This window comes from Yokenella regensburgei, from assembly GCF_003634235.1.
GTDB classification, from domain to species: domain Bacteria; phylum Pseudomonadota; class Gammaproteobacteria; order Enterobacterales; family Enterobacteriaceae; genus Yokenella; species Yokenella regensburgei.
In genome coordinates this window covers 81,644-105,363 of sequence record NZ_RBIZ01000008.1, presented here as the reverse complement: position 1 = coordinate 105,363, position 23,720 = coordinate 81,644, and the positions used below count along the sequence as shown (strand labels likewise).

The 23,720-nt window shown below is 56.7% G+C and carries 18 protein-coding genes, 1 tRNA gene and 1 riboswitch; of the genes, 11 read left to right on the top strand and 8 right to left on the bottom strand.

Annotation, left to right across the window (positions count from 1 at the left end):
- Positions 1-161: 161 nt before the first annotated feature.
- Complete coding sequence (murI, locus tag C7387_RS21990; protein WP_120817508.1) at positions 162-1,013, bottom strand: glutamate racemase; 852 nt, start codon at positions 1,011-1,013, stop codon at positions 162-164.
- On the bottom strand, positions 958-2,796 hold the full coding sequence (btuB, locus tag C7387_RS21985; RefSeq protein WP_120817511.1) for a TonB-dependent vitamin B12 receptor BtuB: 1,839 nt from the start codon (positions 2,794-2,796) through the stop codon (positions 958-960). Before btuB ends, murI begins: the two co-directional genes overlap by 56 nt.
- Before the next feature lie 67 nt (positions 2,797-2,863).
- A riboswitch (cobalamin riboswitch) is annotated at positions 2,864-3,063 on the bottom strand.
- Positions 3,064-3,165: 102 nt separating this feature from the next.
- On the opposite strand from btuB, the gene trmA reads away from it, so the two are divergent.
- Positions 3,166-4,266, top strand: a complete 1,101-nt coding sequence (gene trmA, locus C7387_RS21980; protein ID WP_120817507.1) for a tRNA (uridine(54)-C5)-methyltransferase TrmA — start codon at positions 3,166-3,168, stop codon at positions 4,264-4,266.
- 37 nt (positions 4,267-4,303) lie between these two features.
- On the opposite strand, the gene zapB is transcribed toward trmA, so the two are convergent.
- Positions 4,304-4,549 carry a septal ring assembly protein ZapB gene (zapB, locus tag C7387_RS21975; protein WP_006817909.1) on the bottom strand — a complete coding sequence of 82 codons (246 nt, stop codon included), beginning with the start codon at positions 4,547-4,549 and terminating at the stop codon, positions 4,304-4,306.
- 424 nt (positions 4,550-4,973) lie between these two features.
- Between zapB and C7387_RS21970 the strand changes: the two genes are divergently transcribed.
- Positions 4,974-5,825 carry an MIP/aquaporin family protein gene (locus C7387_RS21970; protein WP_006817910.1) on the top strand — a complete coding sequence of 284 codons (852 nt, stop codon included), beginning with the start codon at positions 4,974-4,976 and terminating at the stop codon, positions 5,823-5,825.
- A gap of 21 nt (positions 5,826-5,846) precedes the next feature.
- Complete coding sequence (gene glpK / locus C7387_RS21965) at positions 5,847-7,352, top strand: glycerol kinase GlpK (protein WP_006817911.1); 1,506 nt, start codon at positions 5,847-5,849, stop codon at positions 7,350-7,352.
- Between the two features lie 62 nt (positions 7,353-7,414).
- Here the strand turns inward: glpK and gltS are convergent, their stop codons facing one another.
- Positions 7,415-8,617 (bottom strand): sodium/glutamate symporter, encoded by a 1,203-nt coding sequence (gene gltS / locus C7387_RS21960; RefSeq protein ID WP_006817912.1) that lies wholly within the window; start codon positions 8,615-8,617, stop codon positions 7,415-7,417.
- A gap of 297 nt (positions 8,618-8,914) precedes the next feature.
- Here gltS and C7387_RS21955 point away from each other — a divergent pair, with 297 nt between their 5' ends.
- The 4 genes from C7387_RS21955 (at position 8,915) to C7387_RS21940 (ending at position 15,280) form a co-directional block, all read left to right on the top strand.
- Positions 8,915-10,306 (top strand): nucleobase:cation symporter-2 family protein, encoded by a 1,392-nt coding sequence (locus C7387_RS21955; protein ID WP_120817506.1) that lies wholly within the window; start codon positions 8,915-8,917, stop codon positions 10,304-10,306.
- Positions 10,307-10,424: 118 nt separating this feature from the next.
- Entirely contained in the window at positions 10,425-12,140 is a 1,716-nt protein-coding gene (locus tag C7387_RS21950) for an AsmA family protein (RefSeq protein ID WP_120817505.1), read from the top strand.
- Between the two features lie 176 nt (positions 12,141-12,316).
- Positions 12,317-13,888: a PTS transporter subunit EIIC gene (locus tag C7387_RS21945; protein ID WP_040903112.1), complete on the top strand. Its 1,572-nt coding sequence runs from the start codon at positions 12,317-12,319 to the stop codon at positions 13,886-13,888.
- 12 nt (positions 13,889-13,900) lie between these two features.
- Entirely contained in the window at positions 13,901-15,280 is a 1,380-nt protein-coding gene (locus C7387_RS21940; RefSeq protein WP_120817504.1) for a family 4 glycosyl hydrolase, read from the top strand.
- Here the strand turns inward: C7387_RS21940 and C7387_RS21935 are convergent.
- The 3 genes from C7387_RS21935 to C7387_RS21925 all read right to left on the bottom strand — a co-directional run bounded on the left by C7387_RS21935 (position 15,249) and on the right by C7387_RS21925 (position 19,999).
- Positions 15,249-16,022, bottom strand: a complete 774-nt coding sequence (locus C7387_RS21935) for a MurR/RpiR family transcriptional regulator (RefSeq protein WP_120817503.1) — start codon at positions 16,020-16,022, stop codon at positions 15,249-15,251. The two genes, C7387_RS21940 and C7387_RS21935, sit on opposite strands and share 32 nt — an antisense overlap.
- Before the next feature lie 104 nt (positions 16,023-16,126).
- Complete coding sequence (yicI, locus tag C7387_RS21930; protein WP_120817502.1) at positions 16,127-18,445, bottom strand: alpha-xylosidase; 2,319 nt, start codon at positions 18,443-18,445, stop codon at positions 16,127-16,129.
- A gap of 159 nt (positions 18,446-18,604) precedes the next feature.
- Complete coding sequence (locus tag C7387_RS21925; RefSeq protein ID WP_120817501.1) at positions 18,605-19,999, bottom strand: glycoside-pentoside-hexuronide family transporter; 1,395 nt, start codon at positions 19,997-19,999, stop codon at positions 18,605-18,607.
- A 289-nt stretch (positions 20,000-20,288) separates the two neighbouring features.
- Here C7387_RS21925 and C7387_RS21920 point away from each other — a divergent pair.
- Positions 20,289-20,383: transfer RNA gene (locus C7387_RS21920), tRNA-Sec, on the top strand.
- 71 nt (positions 20,384-20,454) lie between these two features.
- Here the strand turns inward: C7387_RS21920 and C7387_RS21915 are convergent.
- Complete coding sequence (locus C7387_RS21915) at positions 20,455-20,640, bottom strand: toxin-antitoxin system HicB family antitoxin (protein WP_120817510.1); 186 nt, start codon at positions 20,638-20,640, stop codon at positions 20,455-20,457.
- 314 nt (positions 20,641-20,954) lie between these two features.
- On the opposite strand from C7387_RS21915, the gene C7387_RS21910 reads away from it, so the two are divergent.
- From C7387_RS21910 to C7387_RS21900, 3 genes are read left to right on the top strand one after another with little or no spacing between them, the layout of a single operon-like run.
- Positions 20,955-21,980 carry an ABC transporter substrate-binding protein gene (locus tag C7387_RS21910; RefSeq protein WP_120817500.1) on the top strand — a complete coding sequence of 342 codons (1,026 nt, stop codon included), beginning with the start codon at positions 20,955-20,957 and terminating at the stop codon, positions 21,978-21,980.
- 20 nt (positions 21,981-22,000) lie between these two features.
- Positions 22,001-22,963 carry a FecCD family ABC transporter permease gene (locus tag C7387_RS21905; RefSeq protein ID WP_420855542.1) on the top strand — a complete coding sequence of 321 codons (963 nt, stop codon included), beginning with the start codon at positions 22,001-22,003 and terminating at the stop codon, positions 22,961-22,963.
- Positions 22,960-23,718, top strand: coding sequence for an ABC transporter ATP-binding protein (locus C7387_RS21900; RefSeq protein ID WP_120817498.1), 759 nt, complete (start codon positions 22,960-22,962; stop codon positions 23,716-23,718). The genes C7387_RS21905 and C7387_RS21900 overlap by 4 nt, the downstream gene beginning before the upstream one ends.
- Positions 23,719-23,720 lie beyond the last annotated feature (2 nt).

Sequence of the window (23,720 nt, the reverse complement as noted above, 5' to 3'; positions counted from 1 at the left end):
TTCACTTTTCTCTGTGGCGTTCATCTCTGAACCCCGCTAACCCGGCGGCTTGTAGGCCGTTGTTCCGTGTCAGTGGAGGCGCATTATAGGGAGTTCTGCGGCGTTGACAAGTCCTGTTTTCAAAAAACTTTTCAACCGTTTCTTTTTTGTGCAAACGCTCGCTAAACAGCCAGCTTTTCGAGCCTTTCGAAGCCATAACGCTGCAAAACGGGTAAAAGTTGTTCAGTTTCTGCCGTTAGCGCCATACAAAAAGCGATATTGGTGTCGGCAGACTTCGCATCCGGTGCTTCATGTTCTAATAACCAGGCCGTGCGACGGGCAATAGCCGCCCCGGAATCGATAAGGCGCGTTCCTTCCGGTAGCACCTGCATAAGCTCTTCCTGTAATAGAGGGAAGTGTGTGCAGCCGAGTACCACGGTATCCGGTGGTTCCTGCATCCGCAGCCACGGGCGCAGAATACGACGCAACTCGTCGAGCGATACCGGCTCACCGTGGAGCTTCGCTTCCGCGAGCTCTACCAGCTCGGCCGAGCCCAGCATCTCAATGCGGCACTCATTTGCAAAACGATCGATAAGCTCACGTGTATAAGGACGCTTCACCGTGCCGCGCGTTGCCAGCAGGCCAACAATGCCGTTCGCCGTCAGTCGCGCCGCGGGTTTAATCGCAGGCACCACGCCGACAACCGGGAAGGCAAACTTTTTGCGTAATGCGGGAAGGGAAACGGTACTTGCGGTGTTACAGGCAATAACCGCCAGCGCCAGCGGGTAGCGTTGCTGTACGGCAGTAACGATTTCAACGACACGCTCAACGATAAACTCTTCACTTTTCTCTCCATAAGGAAAGGCGACGTTATCGAAAGCATAAACATAATGGAGATCCGGCATCAGGTGCCGGATCTCATCATAAACCGACAACCCACCGACACCGGAATCAAAGACCAGTACGGTGGGACGTGGATTAGAAGGTGTAGCTGCCAGACAAGGTGTATTCTCGTCCTGCAGTTTGATAGCCATAAACTGTCTCGTAATCTTTATCGAACAGGTTAGCTATTTTACCACGAACTGTCAGATGTGAGGTGACCGGATACGACAATCCGATATCCCACAGGCTCACACCACCCAATTTGACCTCACGAGAGTTATCGTAGTCATAATCATAACGTTGACCGATGTACTGATAGACCACATCCCAGCCGAGATCGTAAATCTGCCCCGTCAGCTCATACTTCACCTGCTGCTTGGCGCGGCGATATAACGTTTTATTGGTTTCATCGTCACGCGGATCAACATATTGCAGCGTCAAATGGTGATCCACCGGGCCGGTAGTGACATTACCCGTCCACTCCATACCCTTGATGGTGGCCGACTTCACGTTGTAGTAGGCGTTATTGTTGTAGTCGATGAGGTTCTGAATATCGTAATGGTAAGCAGACAGGCGCCAGTCAACCGGCCCGGTCAGGCCTTCAAGCCCGGCTTCCCACTGTTTTGATTCTTCCGGTTTCAGATTCGGGTTTGAGGAGATACCGAAGCGATCCGCACCGTACTGCTGTCCCAGAGAAGGGGCAAGGAACCCCGTACCGTAAGAAAGCGTGGTCCGGTAGCCGTCGATAAACTCCCAGCCTGCCGCCGTCTGCCAGGTACCATGCCAGCCAAACTGCTCATCGTGATCTTCACGACCAGAGGCCTCCAGCGTCACCGTATCAATCTGCTGTTGCCCGGTCAGGTACAGGCCGGTGGTATCACGTTTATAGACATCGGTGCTGGTCGTGCCGGTGGAGCGCAGCTTCTCCTGCTTCCAGTCAACGCCGCCGCTTATTGCACCATGGCCTACTTCAACGTTATTCCCCCACTGGATATAACGCTGCTCAATATCGTCGAGGCTGGAGCCTGAGGCATAACGCCCGGTCTGGCTGCTGTAGTTGTAGTCTTTGCTGCGCTGATAGTTAGCCACCAGCTGAGAAGAGTAGATGCCGGAGTTAAAGTGCATTCCGGTATCCCACGACTGGCTGTAGTTCTGATGTTCATCGTTCCCACCGTCGTAGCCCCAGTTACCCTGGTCATAATCGGCGTTAGAAGAATAACCATAGCCACGGAAGAAACCGGAAAGATTGTCGTTGAACTTGTGCTGTACGCCGCCCCACAGCAGCTTATTGCGATAGCCATCGCGATCGCTGTCACCTGGGTAGGTTGAATTCGGCTGAACGTTAAACCCTTTGGTGGTCTGGTACGCCCCTGCAGCGGTGACTACCGTATCGCCAAAACGCTGATTGAAGGTACCATCATAGGTCTGATAGCCGTTGGTCCCCATCCCGGCGTTAATTTGCGAACGCGCGGAGTCTGTCATGGTGATGATGTTCACCACGCCACCAATCGCACCGGAACCGTACACCGCAGAGCGTGGGCCGCGGATGTATTCGATACGCTGTACCAGCGACACCGGGATCTGATCGATATCGGAGTTGTTCGAAATACCCGGGCGCGCCATCGGCACGCCATCCACCAGCACCAGCACATGGCGGGCTTCGGTACCACGAACAAACAGAGAAGAGCTCTGACCCATTCCGCCGTTTTGCGCCACATCAACACCCGGCAGGCGACGCATCACATCCAGCACCGTTTTTGACTGCCAGCGCTCAATGTCTTCTTTTGTCACGATATTGGTGGGGGCCAGCACGGTGTTGACCGGCTGCTGAAAACGGTTGGCGGTAACGACCATGGTGTCAGGGGCACTGTCCTGCGCCCAGCCAGAAAATGCCGTGGCGGACAATGCCGTCAACAGCGAAGCTTTTTTAATCATTATAAAAAGCATCCAGTAAATAAGAAGGATGCCGCGGGTTTCATCTATAGCACGCGATGAGGAAACCTGATGCGACGTAATTCCGGCAGGTCTTCGGGCTGAGGGGTGATCTCGTGATATCGAGAATAAAGGATGATGACTTCCCGCTTTATTAAGCAGTGTCTGCTACCTGGCACTCATCCCACCGTCTTTACCGCTGCGCGTCAGCTCCAGATTTGCACTGGATTCCCTTTTCACTCACAGGAGACCGGAAACATAATGCTACAATTAGCGACATATAGAAGTCCAGACTGCTGTTAACCATTATGTCTGGACATCCCCGGCACAATCCCTACAATCGCCGCGTACTTTTATTATTCAGGATGCATCATGACCCCCGAACACCTTCCTACCGAACAATATGAAGCGCAGCTGGCCGAGAAAGTCGTGCGTCTGCAAAAAATGATGGCGCCGTTTAATGCGCCGGTTCCGGAAGTGTATCGTTCACCGGTCAGTCACTACCGCATGCGCGCCGAGTTCCGGGTATGGCACGACGGCGACGACCTGTACCACATTATTTTCGATAGCGAGACCAAATCGCGCATTCGCGTCGACAGTTTCCCGGCAGCCAGCGAGCTGATTAACCAGCTCATGACCGCCATTCTTGAGGGCGTGCGCAACAACCGCACCCTGCGTCATAAGCTGTTCCAGATTGACTACCTGACGACCATGAGCAATCAGGCGGTGGTGTCGCTGCTGTACCATAAAAAGCTGGACGACGAGTGGCGTCAGGAAGCAGAAGCCCTGCGCGATGCACTGCGTGCGCAAAACCTCAACGTGCATCTGATTGGCCGGGCAACCAAAACGAAAATCATGCTCGATCAGGACTACATTGATGAGCGTTTACCGGTGGGCGGGCGCGAAATGATCTACCGTCAGGTAGAGAACAGCTTCACCCAGCCGAACGCCGCGATGAACGTGCAGATGCTTGAGTGGGCGCTCGATACCACCAAAAACGCTACCGGCGATCTGCTGGAGCTGTATTGCGGCAACGGTAACTTCTCGCTGGCGCTGGCGCGTAACTTCAACCGCGTACTGGCAACGGAAATCGCCAAACCGTCAGTGGCTTCGGCGCAGTACAACATTGCCGCTAACCACATTGATAACGTGCAGATTATTCGTATGTCGGCGGAAGAGTTTACACAGGCGATGAACGGCGTACGCGAATTCAACCGTCTGGAAGGGATTGATTTGAAGAGCTACCAGTGCGAAACGATTTTCGTTGATCCACCGCGTAGCGGTCTCGATGCCGAGACAGAAAAGATGGTGCAGGCATACCCGCGGATTCTGTACATTTCCTGTAATCCGGAAACGCTGTGCAAGAATCTGGAGACATTAGGCCAGACGCACAAAGTCACACGCCTGGCGCTGTTCGATCAGTTCCCCTACACCCATCATATGGAGTGTGGCGTCCTGCTGGAACGTCAGTAAAACAACGGCGGCCCTCCGTGCTGCGAGGGCCCGCGTCTTACACTTCTTCCATACGGCCCAGTAACGCCTGCAGGCGATCCTGCCAGCCCTGCTGCTGTTCACGCAGCTGGCCGTTTTCGCGCTCCAGGTCTTCACGACCGTGCTGAGCAGACTGCACTTCCTGCGCCAGCGAGTTATTCTTTTCTTTCAGCTCTTCGATTTCCATCTGCAACAGAGTGATGGTATCAATCGCCTGCTGTACTTTTGCTTCCAGTTTCTCAAACACTTCTAATGACATCGTCATACCTCTCCTGAACGTGCAAGGCGTTGATCTCGTCCCGGAACCCCGGCGACGCCTTAACGAAAATATAAGCGCACTACTATAGGCCCCGATTGTATGAAGCCCCGGCGCTGCTGTCCAGCGACAAGCCGCGCAGATTGCGGATAGCGAGCATTTTCAGTCTAGACCTGGAGCATTAGCGGCATATACCCCTAAATTGTTAATTTAATCGTTAATGAAATGATTCAGCTCACACTTTCAGGAACATCTCAAAAACGTGCTCCATGGCGCGAAAACGCTCATTTTATGACGTAGTACACACATTTTGATTTCGATATTTCTCGTTTTTGCTCGTTAACGATAAATTAACACCATGCCTACATGGCATCATGGTCGTCTTTGACCTCCATGAACACAATAATCCTCACTACGTCTTCAGGATCCGATTATGAGCCAGACATCAACCTTAAAAGGCCAGTGCATCGCAGAGTTTCTTGGTACCGGCTTGTTGATATTTTTCGGCGTTGGGTGTGTTGCGGCGCTTAAAGTAGCAGGCGCCAGCTTCGGGCAGTGGGAAATCAGCATCATCTGGGGTCTGGGCGTGGCGATGGCCATCTACCTGACTGCAGGGGTTTCCGGCGCTCATCTCAACCCGGCAGTTACTATTGCACTGTGGCTGTTTGCGTGCTTTGACGGGCGTAAAGTTGTTCCTTTCATTATTTCTCAAGTTGCCGGCGCCTTTTGCGCAGCGGCGTTGGTTTACGGGCTTTACTACAATCTTTTCTACAACTTCGAACAAACGCACAATATGGTGCGCGGCAGCGTCGAAAGCCTCGAGCTTGCCGGTATTTTCTCCACTTACCCTAACCCACATATCAATTTTGTGCAGGCCTTCGCGGTAGAAATGGTCATTACGGCTATCCTGATGGGTCTGATTCTGGCACTGACCGATGATGGCAACGGCGTACCGCGTGGACCGCTGGCACCGCTGCTGATTGGTTTACTGATTGCCGTGATTGGTGCCTCCATGGGGCCGCTGACCGGATTCGCGATGAACCCGGCGCGTGATTTTGGACCAAAAATGTTTGCCTGGCTGGCAGGATGGGGCAAGGTCGCCTTCACCGGTGGCCGAGACATTCCTTACTTCCTGGTACCCGTATTTGCGCCGATCGTCGGTGCTGCACTGGGTGCGTTCTGCTATCGCAAATTCATTGGCCGCCATTTGCCGTGCGATGTTTGTGAGGTTGAAGAAAAAGATGCAGCCAAATCAACTTCATCGCAGCAAAATGCTTCGCTGTAATCTGACTACGGGATACACACTATGACCGATAAAAAATATATCGTTGCGCTCGACCAGGGTACAACCAGCTCCCGCGCCGTCGTGATGGATCACGATGCCAACATCGTCAGCGTTTCACAGCGCGAATTCGAACAAATTTATCCTAAGCCAGGCTGGGTTGAACACGACCCGATGGAAATCTGGGCATCCCAGAGCTCAACGCTGGTCGAAGTGCTGGCAAAAGCGGACATCAACTCCGACGAAATCGCCGCTATCGGCATCACCAACCAGCGTGAAACCACCATCGTCTGGGATCGTGAAACCGGTAAACCGATTTATAACGCCATCGTCTGGCAGTGTCGCCGTACCGCAGACATCTGCGAGCAGCTCAAGCGTGACGGCATGGAAGAGTACATCCGCAAGGCGACCGGCCTGGTGGTGGATCCGTACTTCTCCGGAACCAAAGTGAAGTGGATCCTCGACCACGTTGAAGGCTCCCGCGAGCGTGCAAAACGCGGCGAACTGCTGTTCGGTACCGTGGACACCTGGCTTATCTGGAAGATGACCCAGGGCCGCGTACACGTCACCGACTACACCAACGCCTCCCGTACCATGCTGTTCAACATCCACGACCTGGACTGGGATGACAAAATGCTCGACGCGCTGGACATCCCGCGCGCCATGCTGCCGGAAGTGCGCAAGTCTTCCGAAGTGTACGGCCAGACCAACATCGGTGGTAAAGGCGGCACGCGTATTCCTATCTCCGGCATCGCTGGTGACCAGCAGGCGGCGCTGTTTGGCCAGCTGTGCGTGAAAGAAGGGATGGCGAAGAATACCTATGGTACCGGCTGCTTTATGCTGATGAACACCGGTGAGAAAGCGGTGAAATCTGAGAACGGCCTGCTGACCACCATCGCCTGCGGCCCGACCGGCGAAGTGAACTACGCGCTGGAAGGTGCGGTGTTCATGGCGGGTGCCTCCATCCAGTGGCTGCGCGATGAAATGAAACTCATCAGCGATGCGTTCGACTCCGAGTACTTTGCGACCAAAGTGAAGAACACCAACGGCGTGTACGTTGTGCCAGCCTTTACCGGCCTGGGCGCACCATACTGGGACCCGTATGCTCGTGGCGCCATCTTCGGCCTGACTCGCGGCGTAAACTCTAACCACATCATCCGCGCGACGCTTGAATCCATTGCCTACCAGACTCGTGACGTTCTGGAAGCGATGCAGGCAGACTCCGGCATTCGTCTGCACGCCCTGCGCGTTGACGGCGGTGCGGTAGCCAACAACTTCCTGATGCAGTTCCAGGCCGATATTCTCGGTGCTCGCGTTGAGCGTCCGGAAGTGCGTGAAGTGACCGCGTTGGGTGCAGCGTATCTCGCTGGCCTGGCGGTGGGCTTCTGGCAGAATCTGGACGAGCTGCAGGAGAAAGCGGTGATTGAGCGTGAATTCCGCCCGGGCATTGAAACTACCGAGCGTAACGTGCTTTACAGCGGCTGGAAAAAAGCAGTGAAACGTTCACTGGCGTGGGAAGATCACGACTAAGAAAGCGGATAAGCGTAGTGCATCCGACAAAAAAGCCCCGTATTTACGGGGCTTTTTCTTTATCAGCCAAACATTGGCAACATCAGATACAGCTTAATCACCAGCGCGTTGACGATATCGATGAAGAACGCACCCACCATCGGTACCACCAGGAAGGCCATATGCGATGGGCCAAAACGCTCGGTAATCGCCTGCATGTTGGCAATCGCCGTTGGCGTTGCGCCGAGGCCAAAGCCGCAGTGTCCGGCCGCCAGCACCGCCGCATCGTAGTTTTTACCCATCATTCGCCAGGTCACGAAGATGGCATACAGCGCCATCGCCACGGTCTGTACCGCGAGGATAATCAGCATCGGCAGCGCCAGCGAAGCAAGTTCCCACAGCTTCAGGCTCATCAGCGCCATGGCGAGGAACAACGACAGCGACACGTTGCCCAACACCGACACCGCACGCTCAAAGACACGATAAAAACCAATCAGCGCCAGGCCGTTACTCAGGATCACGCCAATAAACAGCACGCAGACGAACGTCGGCAGTTCGAAGGCGGTGCCCAGCAGCAGTTGCGCCACCACTTTACCGACCGTCAGACAGATGGCGATAAGCGCGATGGTTTCAATCAGTACCAGCGAGGTGATCATGCGACCAACGTCCGGCTTTTCGAACGCCGTCGGCACTTCCTGGTCATCCGGCGTACCGTTCGGTGTGGAAGAGTGTTTCACCAGATAGCGCGCCACCGGGCCGCCAATCAGGCCGCCCAGCACCAGACCAAAGGTGGCGCAGGCCATCGCCACTTCGGTGGCATTGGCAAAGCCGTAGCGTTCGCTAAAGAGCTTGCTCCATGCCGCCCCGGTGCCGTGACCGCCGGAGAGGGTGATAGAGCCCGCGAGCAGGCCCATCAGCGGATCCAGGCCAAGGATTTTCGCCATCCCGATACCAATGGCGTTTTGCATCAGCAGCAAACCGACCACCACAATCAGGAACGTGCCCAGCACTTTGCCGCCAGAGCGCAGGCTCGCCAGGTTGGCGTTCAGACCAATGGTGGCGAAGAAGGCCAGCATCAGCGGGTCTTTCAGGCTCATATCGAAATCAATTTCGATACCCATGCTTTTTTTGAGCACCAGCAGCGCCAGTGCGGTTAACAGCCCGCCCGCGACGGGTTCAGGGATAGTGTATTTTTTGAAAAGGGGGACGGTATGGACCAGTTTGCGCCCCAAAAGCAGCACTAACGTGGCCGCGACGAGCGTCGATAAGGTGTCGAGGTGAAACATAGAAAGCTCCTTATTAGCGCATGATCCATTCACACGCGATTTCATTATTCCTGTGCCGATTACGTCTCTTCATGAGAAATCAGGAGCCGGATTTTAATCAAAAAACAGCCTAAAACGACAGAAAAAATGTACTAGCTCTCATCGAATTTGCGACCAAACTTGCAGCAGATAAATAAAAATCCGCTGCCCGGGCTGTTGCGTAAATTATTGGTCTACACAGTGGCAAACGTTTGCTTTTACCTGGCAGTCAGATAAAATCCCCCACTTCCAAATTGTTCCACCACGGGAATGCCTCAGATGTCAGTCAACACCCTCGAGTCTGAACGTGCGCAACCGGTTGCGCAGACTCACAACAGCGAACTCATCTATCGCCTTGAAGATCGTCCGCCCTTGCCTCAAACCCTGTTCGCCGCGTTTCAGCACCTGCTGGCGATGTTTGTGGCGGTCATCACGCCTGCGCTGCTCATCTGCCAGGCGCTGGGATTACCGGCGGAAGATACTCAACACATCATCAGCATGTCGCTGTTCGCCTCCGGGGTGGCTTCCATCATCCAGATCAAAGCCTGGGGCCCGGTAGGCTCTGGTCTGCTGTCGATTCAGGGCACCAGCTTTAACTTCGTGGCGCCGCTTATCATGGGCGGTACGGCGCTAAAAACCGGCGGTGCCGACGTACCGACGATGATGGCAGCGCTGTTTGGCACCCTGATGCTGGCAAGCTTTACCGAGATGGCGCTGTCCCGTGTGCTGCACCTGGCGCGCCGCGTCATCACCCCGCTGGTTTCCGGCGTGGTGGTGATGATTATCGGGCTGTCGCTGATTCAGGTTGGTTTAACCTCCATCGGCGGTGGCTATGCCGCAATGAGCGATAACACCTTTGGCGCACCGAAGAACCTGCTGCTGGCCGGTATCGTTCTCGCTCTTATCATCATTCTTAACCGTCAGCGCAACCCGTATCTGCGCATCGCCTCGCTGGTTATCGCTATGGCGGCGGGTTATCTGGCCGCCTGGCTGATGGACATGCTGCCCGCCAACACCGCACCGACCAACGGCAGCCTCATGACTATTCCGACGCCGCTGTACTACGGCCTGGGCATCGACTGGAACCTGCTGCTGCCGCTGATGTTGGTGTTCATGATCACCTCGCTGGAAACGATCGGCGATATCACCGCGACTTCCGACGTCTCTGAGCAGCCGGTTTCCGGCCCACTGTACATGAAGCGTCTGAAGGGCGGCGTGCTGGCGAACGGCCTGAACTCCTGCGTTTCGGCAGTGTTCAACACCTTCCCGAACTCCTGCTTTGGGCAGAACAACGGCGTTATTCAGCTTACCGGCGTTGCCAGCCGCTATGTGGGTTTTGTGGTAGCGCTGATGCTTATTCTGCTCGGCCTGTTCCCGGCGGTGAGTGGTTTCGTCCAGCACATTCCTGAGCCGGTACTCGGCGGTGCGACGCTGGTGATGTTCGGTACCATCGCGGCCTCCGGCGTGCGTATCGTTTCCCGCGAGCCGCTGAACCGCCGCGCGATCCTGATTATCGCCCTCTCCCTGGCGGTTGGCCTCGGCGTCTCTCAGCAGCCGCAGATCCTGCAGTTCGCCCCGGACTGGCTGAAAAACCTGCTCTCCTCCGGCATTGCTGCCGGCGGTATCACCGCGATTGTTCTGAATCTGGTCTTCCCCCCAGAGAAGGAGTAATCCCCGCACGGCGGTGGTTCTCCCCACCGCCGTGACACTGTTTTTCATCATTCCTTCCTTGAGGATTGCACATAAATCGTGCATAACTGCCTTATGTGCCCTCACAGGATGGAAGACCATGAAATTTCTCGGAAAGCTCATTCTCTGGTTACTCATCGCCCTGCTGGTGGTCATTCTTATCGCTTATTTCCTGCTGCAAACCCGCTGGGGTGCACGCCAGGTCAGCGCCTGGGTGAGTGATAACACGGGCTATCAGTTGACCTTCGAGGCGATGGATCATCGCTTCTCCTCGCCCTCACATATCCTGCTGAAAAACGTCACCTTCGGGCGCGACAGCAAACCGGCCACTCTGGTTGCGAGGACGGTGGATATCGGCCTTGGCAGTCGTCAGCTTACCGATCCGTTGCATGCCGACACCATTTTGCTGCAGGACGGCACCCTCAATCTCTCTCCGGCTACCGCACCGCTGCCCTTTGAGGCCGACCATCTGCGGCTCAGCAACATGGCATTTAACAGCCCGCTGACGGCATGGTCGCTCAGTGCCCAGCGCGTGAGCGGCGGCGTGAGCCCGTGGCAGCCGGAGGCGGGTAACGTATTAGGCAAAAAAGCCACGATTGAAATGAGCGCCGGATCGATGACCCTCAACGGCGTGCCGGCCAGCAACGTGCTGATTCAGGGCACGCTCGATAACGACGTGGTCACCCTCAGCACGCTCGGTGCCGACATGGCCCGCGGCTCGCTCACCGGCACCGCCCGGCGCAACGCCGACGGCAGTTGGGTGATAGACACCCTGCGCCTCGACGACATCCGTCTGCAGAGCGACAAATCGATAGCCGACTTTTTCGCCCCGCTCACCACCGTGCCATCGCTGCAGATCGGTCGCCTCGAGGTCACCGACGCCAGCCTGCAGGGGCCGGACTGGGCGGTCGCCGATCTCGACCTGAGTTTGCGCAACCTGACCCTCAGCAAGGGCAGCTGGCAAAGCGAGGACGGTAAAATCTCAATGAACGCCAGCGAAGCCATCTGGGGCTCGCTGCACCTTCTCGACCCGATTGTGAACGCTGAGCTCTCACCACAGGGCGTCATGCTTCGCCAGTTTACCTCCCGCTGGGAAGGCGGGATGGTGCGCACCTCCGGTACCTGGAGCCGAAGCGACAGCGCGCTGGCGCTCGACGATCTCGCCGTGGCCGGGCTCGAATACACCCTGCCGAAGAACTGGAAGACTCTGTGGATGACGCCAATGCCAGCGTGGCTTAACAGCCTGACGCTGAAAAAGTTTGGCGCTAACCGCAACCTGATTATCGATATCGACCCGGCGTTCCCGTGGCAAATCACCTCCCTCGACGGCTACGGCGCCAACCTGCAGCTGATAAAAGACCATCAGTGGGGCGTGTGGAGCGGCAGCGCCACGCTGAACGGTTCCGCCGCCACCTTTAACCGCGTCGACGTGCGTCGTCCGTCGCTGACCCTCGCCGCCAATGCGTCAACGGTCAATATCAGCGAACTCAGCGCGTTTACGGAAAAAGGGCTGCTCGAAGCCACCGCGGCGGTATCACAGTTACCGCAGCGCCAGGTCAACGTCAGCCTCAACGGTCGCGGTATACCACTTAACGTGTTGCAGGCCTGGGGCTGGCCCGCGCTGCCGATTTCCGGCGACGGTAATATCCAGCTCACCGCCAGCGGCAGCGTGCAGGACAGCCAACCGTTAAAACCGACGGTGAACGGCCAGATGAAAGCGGTTAACGCCAGCCAGCAGCAGGTAAGCCAGACGATGCACAACGGCGTGGTCACCACGGCCCCGGTTGCAGCCCCAGCGACAACGCCCACCCCATAATCCCACCCAGGCCCGCGTTTATGCGGGCCTTATCACGAAACCTGTGCACATTTTGTGGCTGTTTGTACCTATTTCCCGCAACGGGTTCCGCCGCGATTAAGGACTTGCTATAACACCTTTATTGGAAGTGCATTCAAATAATTAAAAACACCCTACAATAATCAGGAATAACCACTATGTCTGGAATACGTCAACGTATCCTGGAGAATATGCAACGATTCTCCAGAGCAATGATCGGCGCAGTCTTGTTCTTGCCTGTCATCGGTTTAATTCTTGCCTTAAGTTCTGTATTAACTAACCCTACTTTAATTCCTGAAACCAGTTTTTTACATCATCTCGGCCAGTTATTAGGTGATACGTTCTGGCCATTATTCGGTAATTTAGGATTATTATTCTGTGTCGGTATCAGCTATGGGCTGGCAAAGGATAAAAAAACCGAAGTCGCGCTGGTCGCGGTAATGTGTTTTATTATGTTCCTCGGCGCCAACCACTCCTGGCTCGAATATACCCACGGCATTGCTGAAAAAATTAACGGTGAATATTACGGTACCGGCCAGACCCAGCTGTTAGGTTTTGTGGTGGTGGATATGGGGGTGTTTCTCGGGATTATTCTCGGCTGCACCATCGCCTGGGTACACAATAAGGTCACCGCGGTGGAACTGCCCGGTGCGCTCTCGATGTACGGCGGCGCCAAGCTGACCCTGATTGCCATGACCCCGGTGATTATCTTCTACGCCATCGCCTTCACCTGGATCTGGCCGTTTATGACCCACGGCATCAGTGCACTCACCGGCTTTATGAAGAATGCGGGCGTGGCGGGGGTGTTTGTATACGGCTTCTTTGAAAAATTCCTCATCCCGACCGGCCTGCACCACTTCGTCTGGTCGCCGTTCCAGCTGACGCAAATCGGCGGCACCTTGAGCGTGGACGGTCAAACCGTCTCCGGCACCCAGGCAATTTTCCTCGCCTATATGCGCCACCCGGACCTGACGCCGGTCATGAACGACGCCCTGCGCTTCTCACAGCAGGGAATGACCACCATCTTCGGCCTCGCCGGGGCTTCGCTGGCCTTCTATCACACCGCGAAGCCGGAGAAAAAGGTGCTGGCGAAAGCGATCCTGCTGCCCGCGATTATTACCTCGATGCTGACCGGCATTACCGAGCCTATTGAGTTCACCTTCCTGTTTGTCTCTCCGCTGCTGTGGGTTATTCACGCCACGCTCACCGCCGCTTCTCAGGCGATTTGCGACATCTTTACCGTGCGCCCGTGGGGAGCATCAGGACTCATTGAGTTCTTAATTTATAACCTGCCGCTGCCGGCTTCATTAACCCGCTGGCCGATGTATGTGGTGATTGGTATCGGGCAGTTTGCGGTGTACTACGTTATTTTCCGCACGCTGGTCGTGAAGCTGAATCTGAAAACACCAGGCCGGGAAGATGACGATGGCGTCAAACTTTATAACAAAGAAGATTATCGCCAGAAAATAAAACAGCATGCCCAGAGTAATCATTCCGCCATTGACGACATTATTAAAGGCCTTGGCGGCAAAGCGAATATTATTTCCGTCGATAACTGCTTCACCCGTTTACGCGTCGCTATCCATGACATGACGCTTATCGACGACGTTCTATTAAAAAGCACCGGTGCCAACGGCGTGGTGCGCAACCGCAATGAAATACAAGTGGTCTATGGCGTCAGAGTTGGGCAAGTGCGTTCACATGTGGACACCTGGCTTGCCAATAATTGATTGGGAGAAATCATGAAATTAACCGTAATCGGGGGCGGCGGCGTCCGCTCCGCATTCCTGGCAAAATCACTGGCTTATAATGCGCATCGTATTGGTTTACAGGAGGTGGTCTTTCTCGACAGCGCCGAAGATAACCTGGCGACCTTCGGCGAAATTGCACGCTACGTGTTTAACACCATCCGCCCGGATATTCATTTTTCGCTGATGACCGATCCGGTGGCGGCCATCAAGGACGCCAATTTCGTTATCACCACCCTGCGCGTGGGCGGTGATGAGAGCCGCATCCGTGACGAGCGCATTGCTCTAGAACACAACACCCTCGGGCAGGAGACCACCGGTGCGGGCGGCTTCGCGATGGCGATGCGCTCCATTCCGGCCATCCTTAACTATTGCCAGCTGATTGAAGCCCACGCCGCGCCGGATGCGATCCTCTTTAACTTCACAAATCCGTCGGGGCTGGTCACTGAAGCGATTATTAAATCCGGTTTTCAGCGCCGGGTGTACGGTATCTGCGATGCGCCGTCGGAGCTTATCCGCGAGCTTCCGGCCATTCTGCACTGCGATGAACGCGACCTGAAGGTAGAGTGCTACGGCCTGAACCATTTCTCATGGTTTACCCACTTCACGGTAAAGGGGGAAGACGTTACCGAGCGGCTTATCAACGACCCGGCGCTGTATCGCCACACCGCGATGCAGTACTTCTCGCCGGAGCTGGTTCAGTTGTGCGACAAGCAGCTGCTCAACGAATATCTCTATTACTACTACTACCGGGAAGTGGCGCTGAAAGCGATTCAGGACGCGCCGGAAACCCGCGGTGAGCAGATTGCACGTATCAACCGCGACATGCGCCAGGAGCTTGCCAGTGTAGACGTGAAAGCTCATCCGGAGCAGGCGTTCGATATCTGGATGAAGCACTACCTGCGTCGTGAAAACAGCTACATGCAGAGCGAATCGCAGCAGGAGAAGTTCAACACCCGCGCGCCGCTGACCCTGCAGCAGTTTATCGAAGAGCCCGATACCGGCGGCTATGCGGGCGTGGCGCTCGATATCCTCGAGGCGGTCAACAGCGACACCAGCAAGCGAATTGTGGTGTCACTCTCGAACAACGGCACGCTCGATTTCCTGCAACCGGATGACGTGATTGAAATCAGCTGCGATCTCAGCAAATCGGGACTGAAGCCGGTCACACCGAAGCAGGTACCGGTGGCGCAGAAGAACATGATTTCCTGCGTAAAAGAGTACGAGCGGCTGGCGGTGACGGCGATCCTCAACCGCGATCGCGCGCTGGCGGTACGCGCCCTGATGGCGCACCCGCTGGTCGGCTCCTGGTCACTGGCGCAAACGCTGGTGACGGCGTACCTCAGCGATCGCCACGGTCAGGAATGGCGCTAAATCTGGCGGGGGCATCAGCCGGTGCCCCCGGTGAAACCTGCTTAAACCACAGCTTCAGCAGGTGCTCAAAACCGAGAATGCAGTAGCCAAAGAACGGGTTGCTCCAGTAGATATCGTCGTCATACTTCTGCGGATCATGGATGATAAAAGACATATCTGCCGCCTGCGCCAGCGGGCTCTGGTAGTCGCCGGTAAGGCAAATCAGGTCGATATCTTTACCTTCAATCGCCTTCACCCAGTTCAGCGCCGAGCTGCTGCGCCCGGATTTAGACACCAGCCAGATAGCGTCGAATGTTGTCGCGGTTTTCTGTTCAAGAATTTCATAGTCGGGCCACAGCGCCAGGCTGGCATTTACGCCAATCACCAGGAACTTATTATAAATATACTGCGCGATCAGCTGCGAAAAGCCGCTGCCGTGGATGAGAATGCGCTGATGCTGTAATCCGTTCAGGAGCGGCATCAGCCGTTCTGCGGGCTGAATATTCATAAACTCAACGTCGTTGGTGACGTCGAGCTTTGGCATCGTGATATTGAATTTGATGAAGTAAACCATCTCCAGCCAGCCGTTGAACTTCAGCTTTTTTGCCAGCCGGACGATGGAAGAAGGATTGCTGTAGCACTGTTCCGCTACCGTGCGAATACCGTCACGGATGCACTTCTCCGGGTCGGCCTGGATAACGCGCAGCACGGTGACTTCCGTTTTGCTGAGCTTGACGTCACGAAAGATATTTTCCAGTTCCATACCGCAACCCCGGGGAAATAAACGGGATTGTAATCGAAATGTAACTGCAAAGATGTGCCGCGCATCACCGGTTCTGGCCCCCGTTGAGGCCAGAACCACTGCGATCACAGCGTGATAGTGACTTCCTGCTCTGTCGCGTGAATGACCGCGCCCCACTCACTGCCCGTTTGCGAAGCGCCCTGTACGGCAGCAACCTGAGCGATATTGCGCAGACACACCGTCCAGTCGCGGGCGTTGCCTGCGCTTTTCAGCCTGATGGTTGCCCCCTGGCGTTCAGCCCACAGGGTAAAGATAACCGTGCCGTCGGCAGCTGGCACTTCACAGCGCGCGGTGGCGCCATCGGCCAGGTTAAACAGCTGGAATGCGGTGCCTTCATGCCAGGCGTAGTCCGGCTTCTGAGTGTTGTTGCCGAGTGCCAGCAGGGTGTTGTCGCGCACGTATACCGGCAGGCTCAGCGCATCGTGCTGCTGCTTCAGCCAGCGGCTGCCCGATTGTTCATCGTTGTGCCACAAATGCGTCCAGCGGCCCTCCGGCAGGTAAAACTGCACCTCTCCCGTCTCAGAGAACACCGGGGCAACCAGCACCGCATCGCCGAGCATGTACTGGCGGTCGAGATAATCACAGGCCGGATCGTCCGGAAACTCAAGCATCATCGCCCGCAGCATCGGGGTGCCGCACTCCCAGGCCTGCGCCGCCTGGCGGTACAGATACGGCATCATCCGGCATTTCAGCTCGGTGAAATGACGCACCACGTCGCAGGACTCTTCGTCATAGGCCCAGGGTACGCGGTAGGATTTGCTGCCGTGCAGGCGGCTGTGGCTGGAGAGCAACCCGAAGGCGCACCAGCGTTTATACACATGGGCAGGTGCGGTGTTCTCAAAACCGCCGATGTCATGGCTCCAGAAACCAAAGCCGGAGAGGCCAATCGACAGCCCGCCACGCAGGCTTTCCGCCATCGACTCATAGTTGGCGTAGCAGTCGCCGCCCCAGTGCACCGGAAACTGCTGCGCCCCCACGGAGGCAGAACGGGCGAACAGCACCGCCTCCTGCTCGCCGAGGTTCTCTTTCAGCACGTTCCACACCAGCTCGTTATAGAGGTAAGCGTAATGGTTGTGCATTTTTTGCGGATCCGAGCCATCGAACCACTGCACATCGGTCGGGATACGCTCGCCGAAATCGGTTTTGAAGCAGTCGACACCGATATCAATCAGCCCTTTCAGCTTATCGGCGTACCACTGGCAGGCCTCCGGGTTGGTGAAATCATAGATTGCCAGCCCCGGCTGCCACTTGTCCCACTGCCACAGCGAGCCGTCCGGGCGTTTCAACAGATAGCCTTTCTCTTTCAGCTCATTGAAAATCGGTGACTTCTGGCCGATGTAGGGATTTATCCACACACAGATTTTCAGCCCTTTGGCCTTCAGGCGGCGGATCATCCCCTGCGGATCCGGGAAGGTTACCGGGTCCCACTCAAAATCGCACCACTGGAAGGCCTTCATCCAGAAGCAGTCGAAGTGAAACACGTGCAGCGGCAGGTTGCGCTCGGCCATGCCGTCGATAAAGCTGTTGACCGTTTTCTCGTCGTAGTTGGTGGTAAACGAGGTGGTGAGCCACAGGCCAAACGACCACGCGGGCGGCAGCGCCGGGCGACCGGTCAGCCGGGTGTAGCGTTCGAGCACCGCTTTTGGCGTCGGGCCGTCGATGACGAAGTATTCCAGATGTTCGCCCTCCACGCTGAACTGCACCTTCGAGACCTTCTCGGAGCCGATTTCAAACGACACGCACTCCGGGTGATTGACCAGCACGCCGTAGCCGCGGTTGGTGAGGTAGAACGGGATATTTTTATAGGCCTGCTCGGTGCTGGTGCCGCCGTCGCGGTTCCAGGTTTCCACCGTCTGGCCGTTGCGCACCAGAGCGGTAAAGCGCTCGCCAAGGCCGTAGACCGTTTCCCCCACGCCGAGGTCAAGGCGTTCAAACATGTAGTTACGCGCGCTGTTGCTGTCCTGCACGTAGCCGTTATTTTTCGCCTGGCTGCCGGTGATGCGCACGCCGTTGCGCAGAAAATCGAGCGCCCAGTTTTCGCCCTTCGCCAGCCGCACGCTCAGCGCCCCGCTTTTCAGCTCGGCGAATTCCGGCGTGTTGTTTATTTCCACCGGTACGCCGTGCTGCACGTTCAGCGCATGATGAGGCCCGTTATCCACGCCGCCCTGAAAATGCTCGATACGCACACCGATAATCCCCTCCTGCGGGGAGAAAAAGCGCATCGTGAACAGCGGCGTATCGAGCTGCCAGGTGCGCTCACGCACGTCGCGCGGGGCGGCATAAACCACCATCTCATCACCCTGCTGTTCCACCTCGAACACCTGAATCGGGCAGGTCAGATTCAGCCCGGGCTGAATAAGCCAGTTTCCATCACTGATTTTCATCACTACGTCCTCTTATTGCCTATCTTAGTAGGCGTAATTGGCGCAGGCAGTTTGAACACAGACAGCTCGGAAAAACCGGAGCGTACACGAAGTACGTGAGGATTTTGAGCACTGCCCAGGTTCAAACTGGCAAGCAAGATAGCCTAATGAGATAGGCAATTAGTTCGTTAATTCTTTACTGACCGGTGCCTGTTCAAACTCCTGCTGATGGCGGCGCGCACCCTGTGCGAGCTCGCTCATGATCTTCGCCAGATAGGGGGTTTTCAGGGTGTAGTAGCGTTTGGCGATGACCGCGCTCAGCAGGTAGCAGACGGCCGGCACCAGCGTAAACAGGGCAATGATGATGCTGATAGTGGCGCTGTTCTGCGTTTTTGCGGCGGCATCGTAGCCGCCACCGGCCAGCATCCAGCCGATCATCGCGCCACCGAGCGCCAGGCCCAGCTTCAGCACGAACAGCGTACCGGCGAAGCTAATACCGGTCAGGCGTTTGCCGTTGCGCCACTCGCCGTAGTCGACGGTATCAGACATCATCACCCACTGAATGGGCGAGACCAGCTGATGCAGTACACCAATCACGAAGATAAACAGGAACATGATGACGCTCGCCTGCATCGGCACGAAGAACATCGCCGCGCTGAGCACGGTGAGCGCCGCGTTGGTCCACCAGAAGACGCTGACTTTGCATTTCCAGTCGGTCAGCGGTTTGGCCAGCGCCGAGCCAATCAGGTTGCCCACGCAGTAGGTGCCGAGGAAGGCGGTGAACAGCCCGGCGGAACCCATTATCCAGGTGGTGTAGTACATCATCGCCCCGCCGCGCACGCAGACGGCGAGAATGTTAAGAATGGTCAGCAGCCCGACGATGCGCCACTGGTCGTTCTGCCAGATATCACGCAGATCTTCACGCATCGACGAGGTGCTCGGCGGCACCTGAATGCGTTCTTTGGTGGTGAAAAAGCAGAACGCCAGCATCAGGAACGCCACGACGGACAGCACCGCAATCCCGCCCTGGAAACCAAAGGCTTTGTCTTCGCCGCCAATCAGGTTCACCAGCGGCATCATCAGCACCGTTGAAAGCATGCCGCCCGCCGTCGCCAGCACAAATCGCCAGGACTGCAGCGAGATGCGCTGTTTTGGGTCGTCGGTGATCACACCACCCAGCGCGCAGTAAGGGATATTCACCACGGTGTAGAGCAGGGTCAGCAGCGTGTAGGTGACGGCGGCATAAATCAGCTTGCCGTTGTGGCTGAGATCCGGCGAGCTGTAAGCCAGCACGCAAACGAGGCCGAACGGGACAGCACCGAAGAGGATCCACGGGCGGAACTTACCCCAGCGGCTGCGGGTACGGTCGGCAAGCAGGCCCATGCACGGGTCGGAGATCGCATCCAGCGCGCGGGCAAGCAGGAACATAGTGCCGACAAAGCCAGCGGGAATACCAAAGATATCGGTATAGAAAAACATCATATACAACATGACGTTATCGAAAATAATATGGCTTGCGGCATCACCCATGCCGTAGCCAATCTTCTCTTTAACGGACAAAATCTCACTCTTCATCGTCTTATCCTTTGTACCGCAGGAAACGTAAGAAACCGGTTCCATACTTTGTAAACCTTCGCCCCAGGCGCGGGTATTCCAAAATTGCGTTATCAACTTACGATTCTTGATTTCTGTGATCGCGGTAGGGATGAAGAGTGTGAAAAAATGTAACTCACGGATTTAATGAGGATTTATCTTAAAAAGAAAAAAATGGGACAAAATGATGTGAAAAAAGTGCATGAATTGATGTGGTAAATGACTGAAAGTAGCTATAATGCGCCCCGCCTCCATGTAGCAATGCAGGCGCGGAAGATCGTCGTCTCCGGTGAGGCGGCTGGACTTCAAATCCAGTTGGGGCCGCCAGCGGTCCCGGGCAGGTTCGACTCCTGTGATCTTCCGCCAAAATTGTTATTTCAAACGTCAATATCCCTATATATTTGAATTATTTAAATTCAAAGCTCATTCGTTTTAAATTAATCCTTTCCAGAATTTATTCTTTCCAGTTCTTGCCTCCCCAGCGTTTTAAGCCAGTTACCTAAACTCATTCCTTGTTGTTTTGCGGCCGCTTCAAACTGAGCTTTTAGTTCAGGGGTAATACGGATTTGAAAAGTGGGTGCTTTTCCAGACGTTGACTGATTTATAGTGACGGTGAAAGTGATGCCGGGCTGTATTGTGCTAATGACCTTTGGCGAGCAGGAACAAAAGATGCCGGCTGAAATAAAACTGCTGAAACAAAAACTGAGTGGTATTGAGAGTGCCTTAAGATAGCCGCTCACACATCTCTCTCTGAGCCCCCTTGCCGGGCACACTTCTCTCGCCCGGCCAGAAAATATCCCAACCTACCGCGCAAACGCTTCGCCTAACACTTTGTGATTAACGCGGTGGTGCATCGGCAATAATTTGATACTGAACAAGTTTTTAAGCGATGTATATGTAAATATATAGCGCTTTTTAACCAGTCAGGACGAATGTTATGCCGATCACCCGACGACTGTTTGCTCAGGCCATGGCGTCCGCGCTACTGCTGGCGGGGCTGCCTGTGCGGGCGCGCTCATCGCTCTCATACGTGATGGGAACGCTGCCTGCGGGGAATAACATCCGCCGGGTGGTGAGCGCGGGTGCGCCTGCCGATCTGCTGATGCTTGCGGTGGCACCGGAAAAGCTGCTGGGGCTCTCTTCCTTCGATTTATCCCAACCGCCTGCCGGGCTGTTCCCGGAGCAGATTCGCCAGTTGAAAAAGCTCGGCAGACTGGCGGGTCGCGCCAGTACCCTGTCGCTGGAAGGGTTGATGGCCCTTCATCCCGATCTGGTGGTGGACTGCGGCAACGCCGATGAAACCTGGCTGTCGCAGGCGCGGCAGATAAGCCGGCAAACGCAGATCCCGTGGCTGCTGCTCGACGGCGCGCTGCGGCAAACCCCCGAGCAGCTCAACGCGGTGGGTGAAGCGCTCGGCGTCACCTCACGCACTACCGCTCAGGCACAGCTTGCCGGGCAATTTATTCAGGAAGCGGAAACCTTTGCGCAAACCTCCGCCGCGGGTCTGCGTTTTTACGCTGCCCGGGGCGCGCGCGGGCTGGAAACGGGCCTGCAGGGGTCGCTGCATACCGAGGCCGCCGAACTGCTGGGACTGCGCAACGTCGCGCGCATTACCGGACGCAGCGGGCTTACCCAGGTGTCGATGGAGAACCTGCTCAGCTGGCAGCCGGATATTATCCTCGTGCAGGACCCGGTCACCGCCCGGTATCTGCGTGAAGATCCGGTCTGGCAGGGCGTGAAAGCAGTTAAAGCGCAGCGGATATTGTTTCTGCACGGTCTGCCGTTCGGCTGGCTGGATGCGCCGCCGGGTATCAATCGTCTGCTGGGGCTGCGGCGGCTGCACGCCTGGCTTTCCCCTGCGGTTGAGCAACGTTTTCAGGCCGACATGACGCGCTACGCGAAGCTGTTCTGGCACACGTCGCTCAGCGACGCGCAGTACAAAGCGCTGGTGGAGAACGGATGAAAATCGCCACCCTCACCCTGATGCTGGCGGCCCTCGCGGTGATGAGCGTAACGCTGGCGCTGATCTCCGGAGCCTATCATCTGGATCTTGCTCAGGTGATCGCCCTGATCGCGCAACCCGATACGCTGTCGCCTGAGGATCGCATCGTCTTCTGGCAGATCCGCCTGCCGCGTATTCTTGCCGCTCTGCTGCTCGGCGCAGCCCTTGCCGGAGCCGGTACCACCTATCAGGGCATGTTCCGCAACCCGCTGGTCTCGCCGGATATCCTCGGCGTCTCGGCCGGTGCTGGTCTTGGTGCCTGTACCGCCATTCTGTTGGGTCTGCCGATGGTGCTTATCCAGCTGTATGCCTTCTGCGGCGGCCTGCTGGTCGTGGCGGGGGTCTGGCTCATCACCCGACGGGTGCGGCGTCACGATCCGGTGCTGACGCTGGTGCTGGTCGGCATCGCCCTCGGCACGCTGTGCGGTGCGGGGATCTCACTGATAAAAATTCTCGCCGATCCCTACACCCAACTCCCCTCTATCACCTTCTGGCTGCTTGGTGGACTTTCCAGCGTCACGCTCCGGGATCTGTCGGTGGCCGCGCCCGTTATCCTCACGGGCATAGTGCCGCTGCTGCTGTTGCGCTGGCGGATGAATCTGTTAACCCTCTCGGATGACGAGGCGCGCTCGCTTGGGATCAACGTGGCGCGCCTGCGCCTCGGGCTGATTGTCTGCGCCACGCTTATCACCGCCAGTACGGTGGCGATCGCCGGGATTATTGGCTGGATTGGCCTGGTGGTGCCGCACATCGGCCGCCTGCTGACCGGCAATAACCACCAGCAGCTGCTGCCTGTTGCGATGGGGATCGGCGCCATTTTATTGCTGGTGACGGATACCCTTGCCCGCGCCGCCAGCAGTACGGAGATCCCGCTCGGCATTCTTACCGCCTTCGTCGGCGCCCCGTTCTTTCTGCTGCTTCTGCTGCGCGGAGGTTCACGATGAGCCTGCTGACGCTGCGCCGCGCCACCCTCGGCTATGGCCGCCATCCGGTGCTACGCGATATCTCGTTTGCCCTGCCCGCTGGCTCGCTGTGCTGCCTGCTGGGCGCCAACGGTAGCGGAAAAACCACCCTGATGCGCACCATTCTCGGCGTGCTGCCGCTGCTCGGCGGCGAGATCTCGCTGGATGGCGCACCGGTTGCCCGGCTGTCAGACCGCGAGCGGGCTACCGCCATCGCCTGGGTACCGCAGGCCCACGACGGCGTTTTCGCCTTCAGCGTGCTTGATATGGTGATGATGGGCTGTACCCCCCGCATGGCGGCGTTTGCCGTACCGGGCGCGCACGAGCGCGAGCGCGGCCACCAGCAATTGAAGACACTCGGCATCGCACACCTGGCCGCCCGGCGCTGGAACACCCTCAGCGGCGGAGAGCGCCAGCTGGCGCTGATTGCCCGCGCGCTGGTGCAGCAGCCACGCCTGCTGCTGCTCGATGAACCCGCCTCCAGCCTCGATTTTGGTCATCAGATACATCTGCTCGACACGCTGAAGTCGCTGAAGCAATCCGGCATGACGCTGCTGATGTCCACCCACCACCCGCTGCATGCCCGGGCCATTGCCGACAGCGTCGTGTGCGTTGAACCCGACGGGCAGATTTCCCAGGGGCCGCCGGAGGTTCAGCTCACCGCCGAACGGTTGGCGACGCTGTACCGGGTCTCCCCTTCGCAGATCCAGCACCACCTCTGCGCCTCACAACCATAAGG

Bases quoted from the DNA above. Each gene is read 5' to 3' on its own strand.
- trmA (WP_120817507.1), top strand. From the start codon at position 3,166: ATGACCCCCGAACACCTTCCTACCGAACAATATGAAGCGCAGCTGGCC.
- C7387_RS21905 (WP_420855542.1), top strand. From the start codon at position 22,001: ATGCTGGCGGCCCTCGCGGTGATGAGCGTAACGCTGGCGCTGATCTCC.
- glpK (WP_006817911.1), top strand. From the start codon at position 5,847: ATGACCGATAAAAAATATATCGTTGCGCTCGACCAGGGTACAACCAGC.
- C7387_RS21935 (WP_120817503.1), bottom strand. From the start codon at position 16,022: ATGGAACTGGAAAATATCTTTCGTGACGTCAAGCTCAGCAAAACGGAA.
- C7387_RS21925 (WP_120817501.1), bottom strand. From the start codon at position 19,999: ATGAAGAGTGAGATTTTGTCCGTTAAAGAGAAGATTGGCTACGGCATG.
- zapB (WP_006817909.1), bottom strand. From the start codon at position 4,549: ATGACGATGTCATTAGAAGTGTTTGAGAAACTGGAAGCAAAAGTACAG.
- btuB (WP_120817511.1), bottom strand. From the start codon at position 2,796: ATGATTAAAAAAGCTTCGCTGTTGACGGCATTGTCCGCCACGGCATTT.
- C7387_RS21900 (WP_120817498.1), top strand. From the start codon at position 22,960: ATGAGCCTGCTGACGCTGCGCCGCGCCACCCTCGGCTATGGCCGCCAT.
- gltS (WP_006817912.1), bottom strand. From the start codon at position 8,617: ATGTTTCACCTCGACACCTTATCGACGCTCGTCGCGGCCACGTTAGTG.
- C7387_RS21970 (WP_006817910.1), top strand. From the start codon at position 4,974: ATGAGCCAGACATCAACCTTAAAAGGCCAGTGCATCGCAGAGTTTCTT.
- C7387_RS21910 (WP_120817500.1), top strand. From the start codon at position 20,955: ATGCCGATCACCCGACGACTGTTTGCTCAGGCCATGGCGTCCGCGCTA.
- yicI (WP_120817502.1), bottom strand. From the start codon at position 18,445: ATGAAAATCAGTGATGGAAACTGGCTTATTCAGCCCGGGCTGAATCTG.
- C7387_RS21950 (WP_120817505.1), top strand. From the start codon at position 10,425: ATGAAATTTCTCGGAAAGCTCATTCTCTGGTTACTCATCGCCCTGCTG.
- murI (WP_120817508.1), bottom strand. From the start codon at position 1,013: ATGGCTATCAAACTGCAGGACGAGAATACACCTTGTCTGGCAGCTACA.
- C7387_RS21945 (WP_040903112.1), top strand. From the start codon at position 12,317: ATGTCTGGAATACGTCAACGTATCCTGGAGAATATGCAACGATTCTCC.
- C7387_RS21940 (WP_120817504.1), top strand. From the start codon at position 13,901: ATGAAATTAACCGTAATCGGGGGCGGCGGCGTCCGCTCCGCATTCCTG.
- C7387_RS21955 (WP_120817506.1), top strand. From the start codon at position 8,915: ATGTCAGTCAACACCCTCGAGTCTGAACGTGCGCAACCGGTTGCGCAG.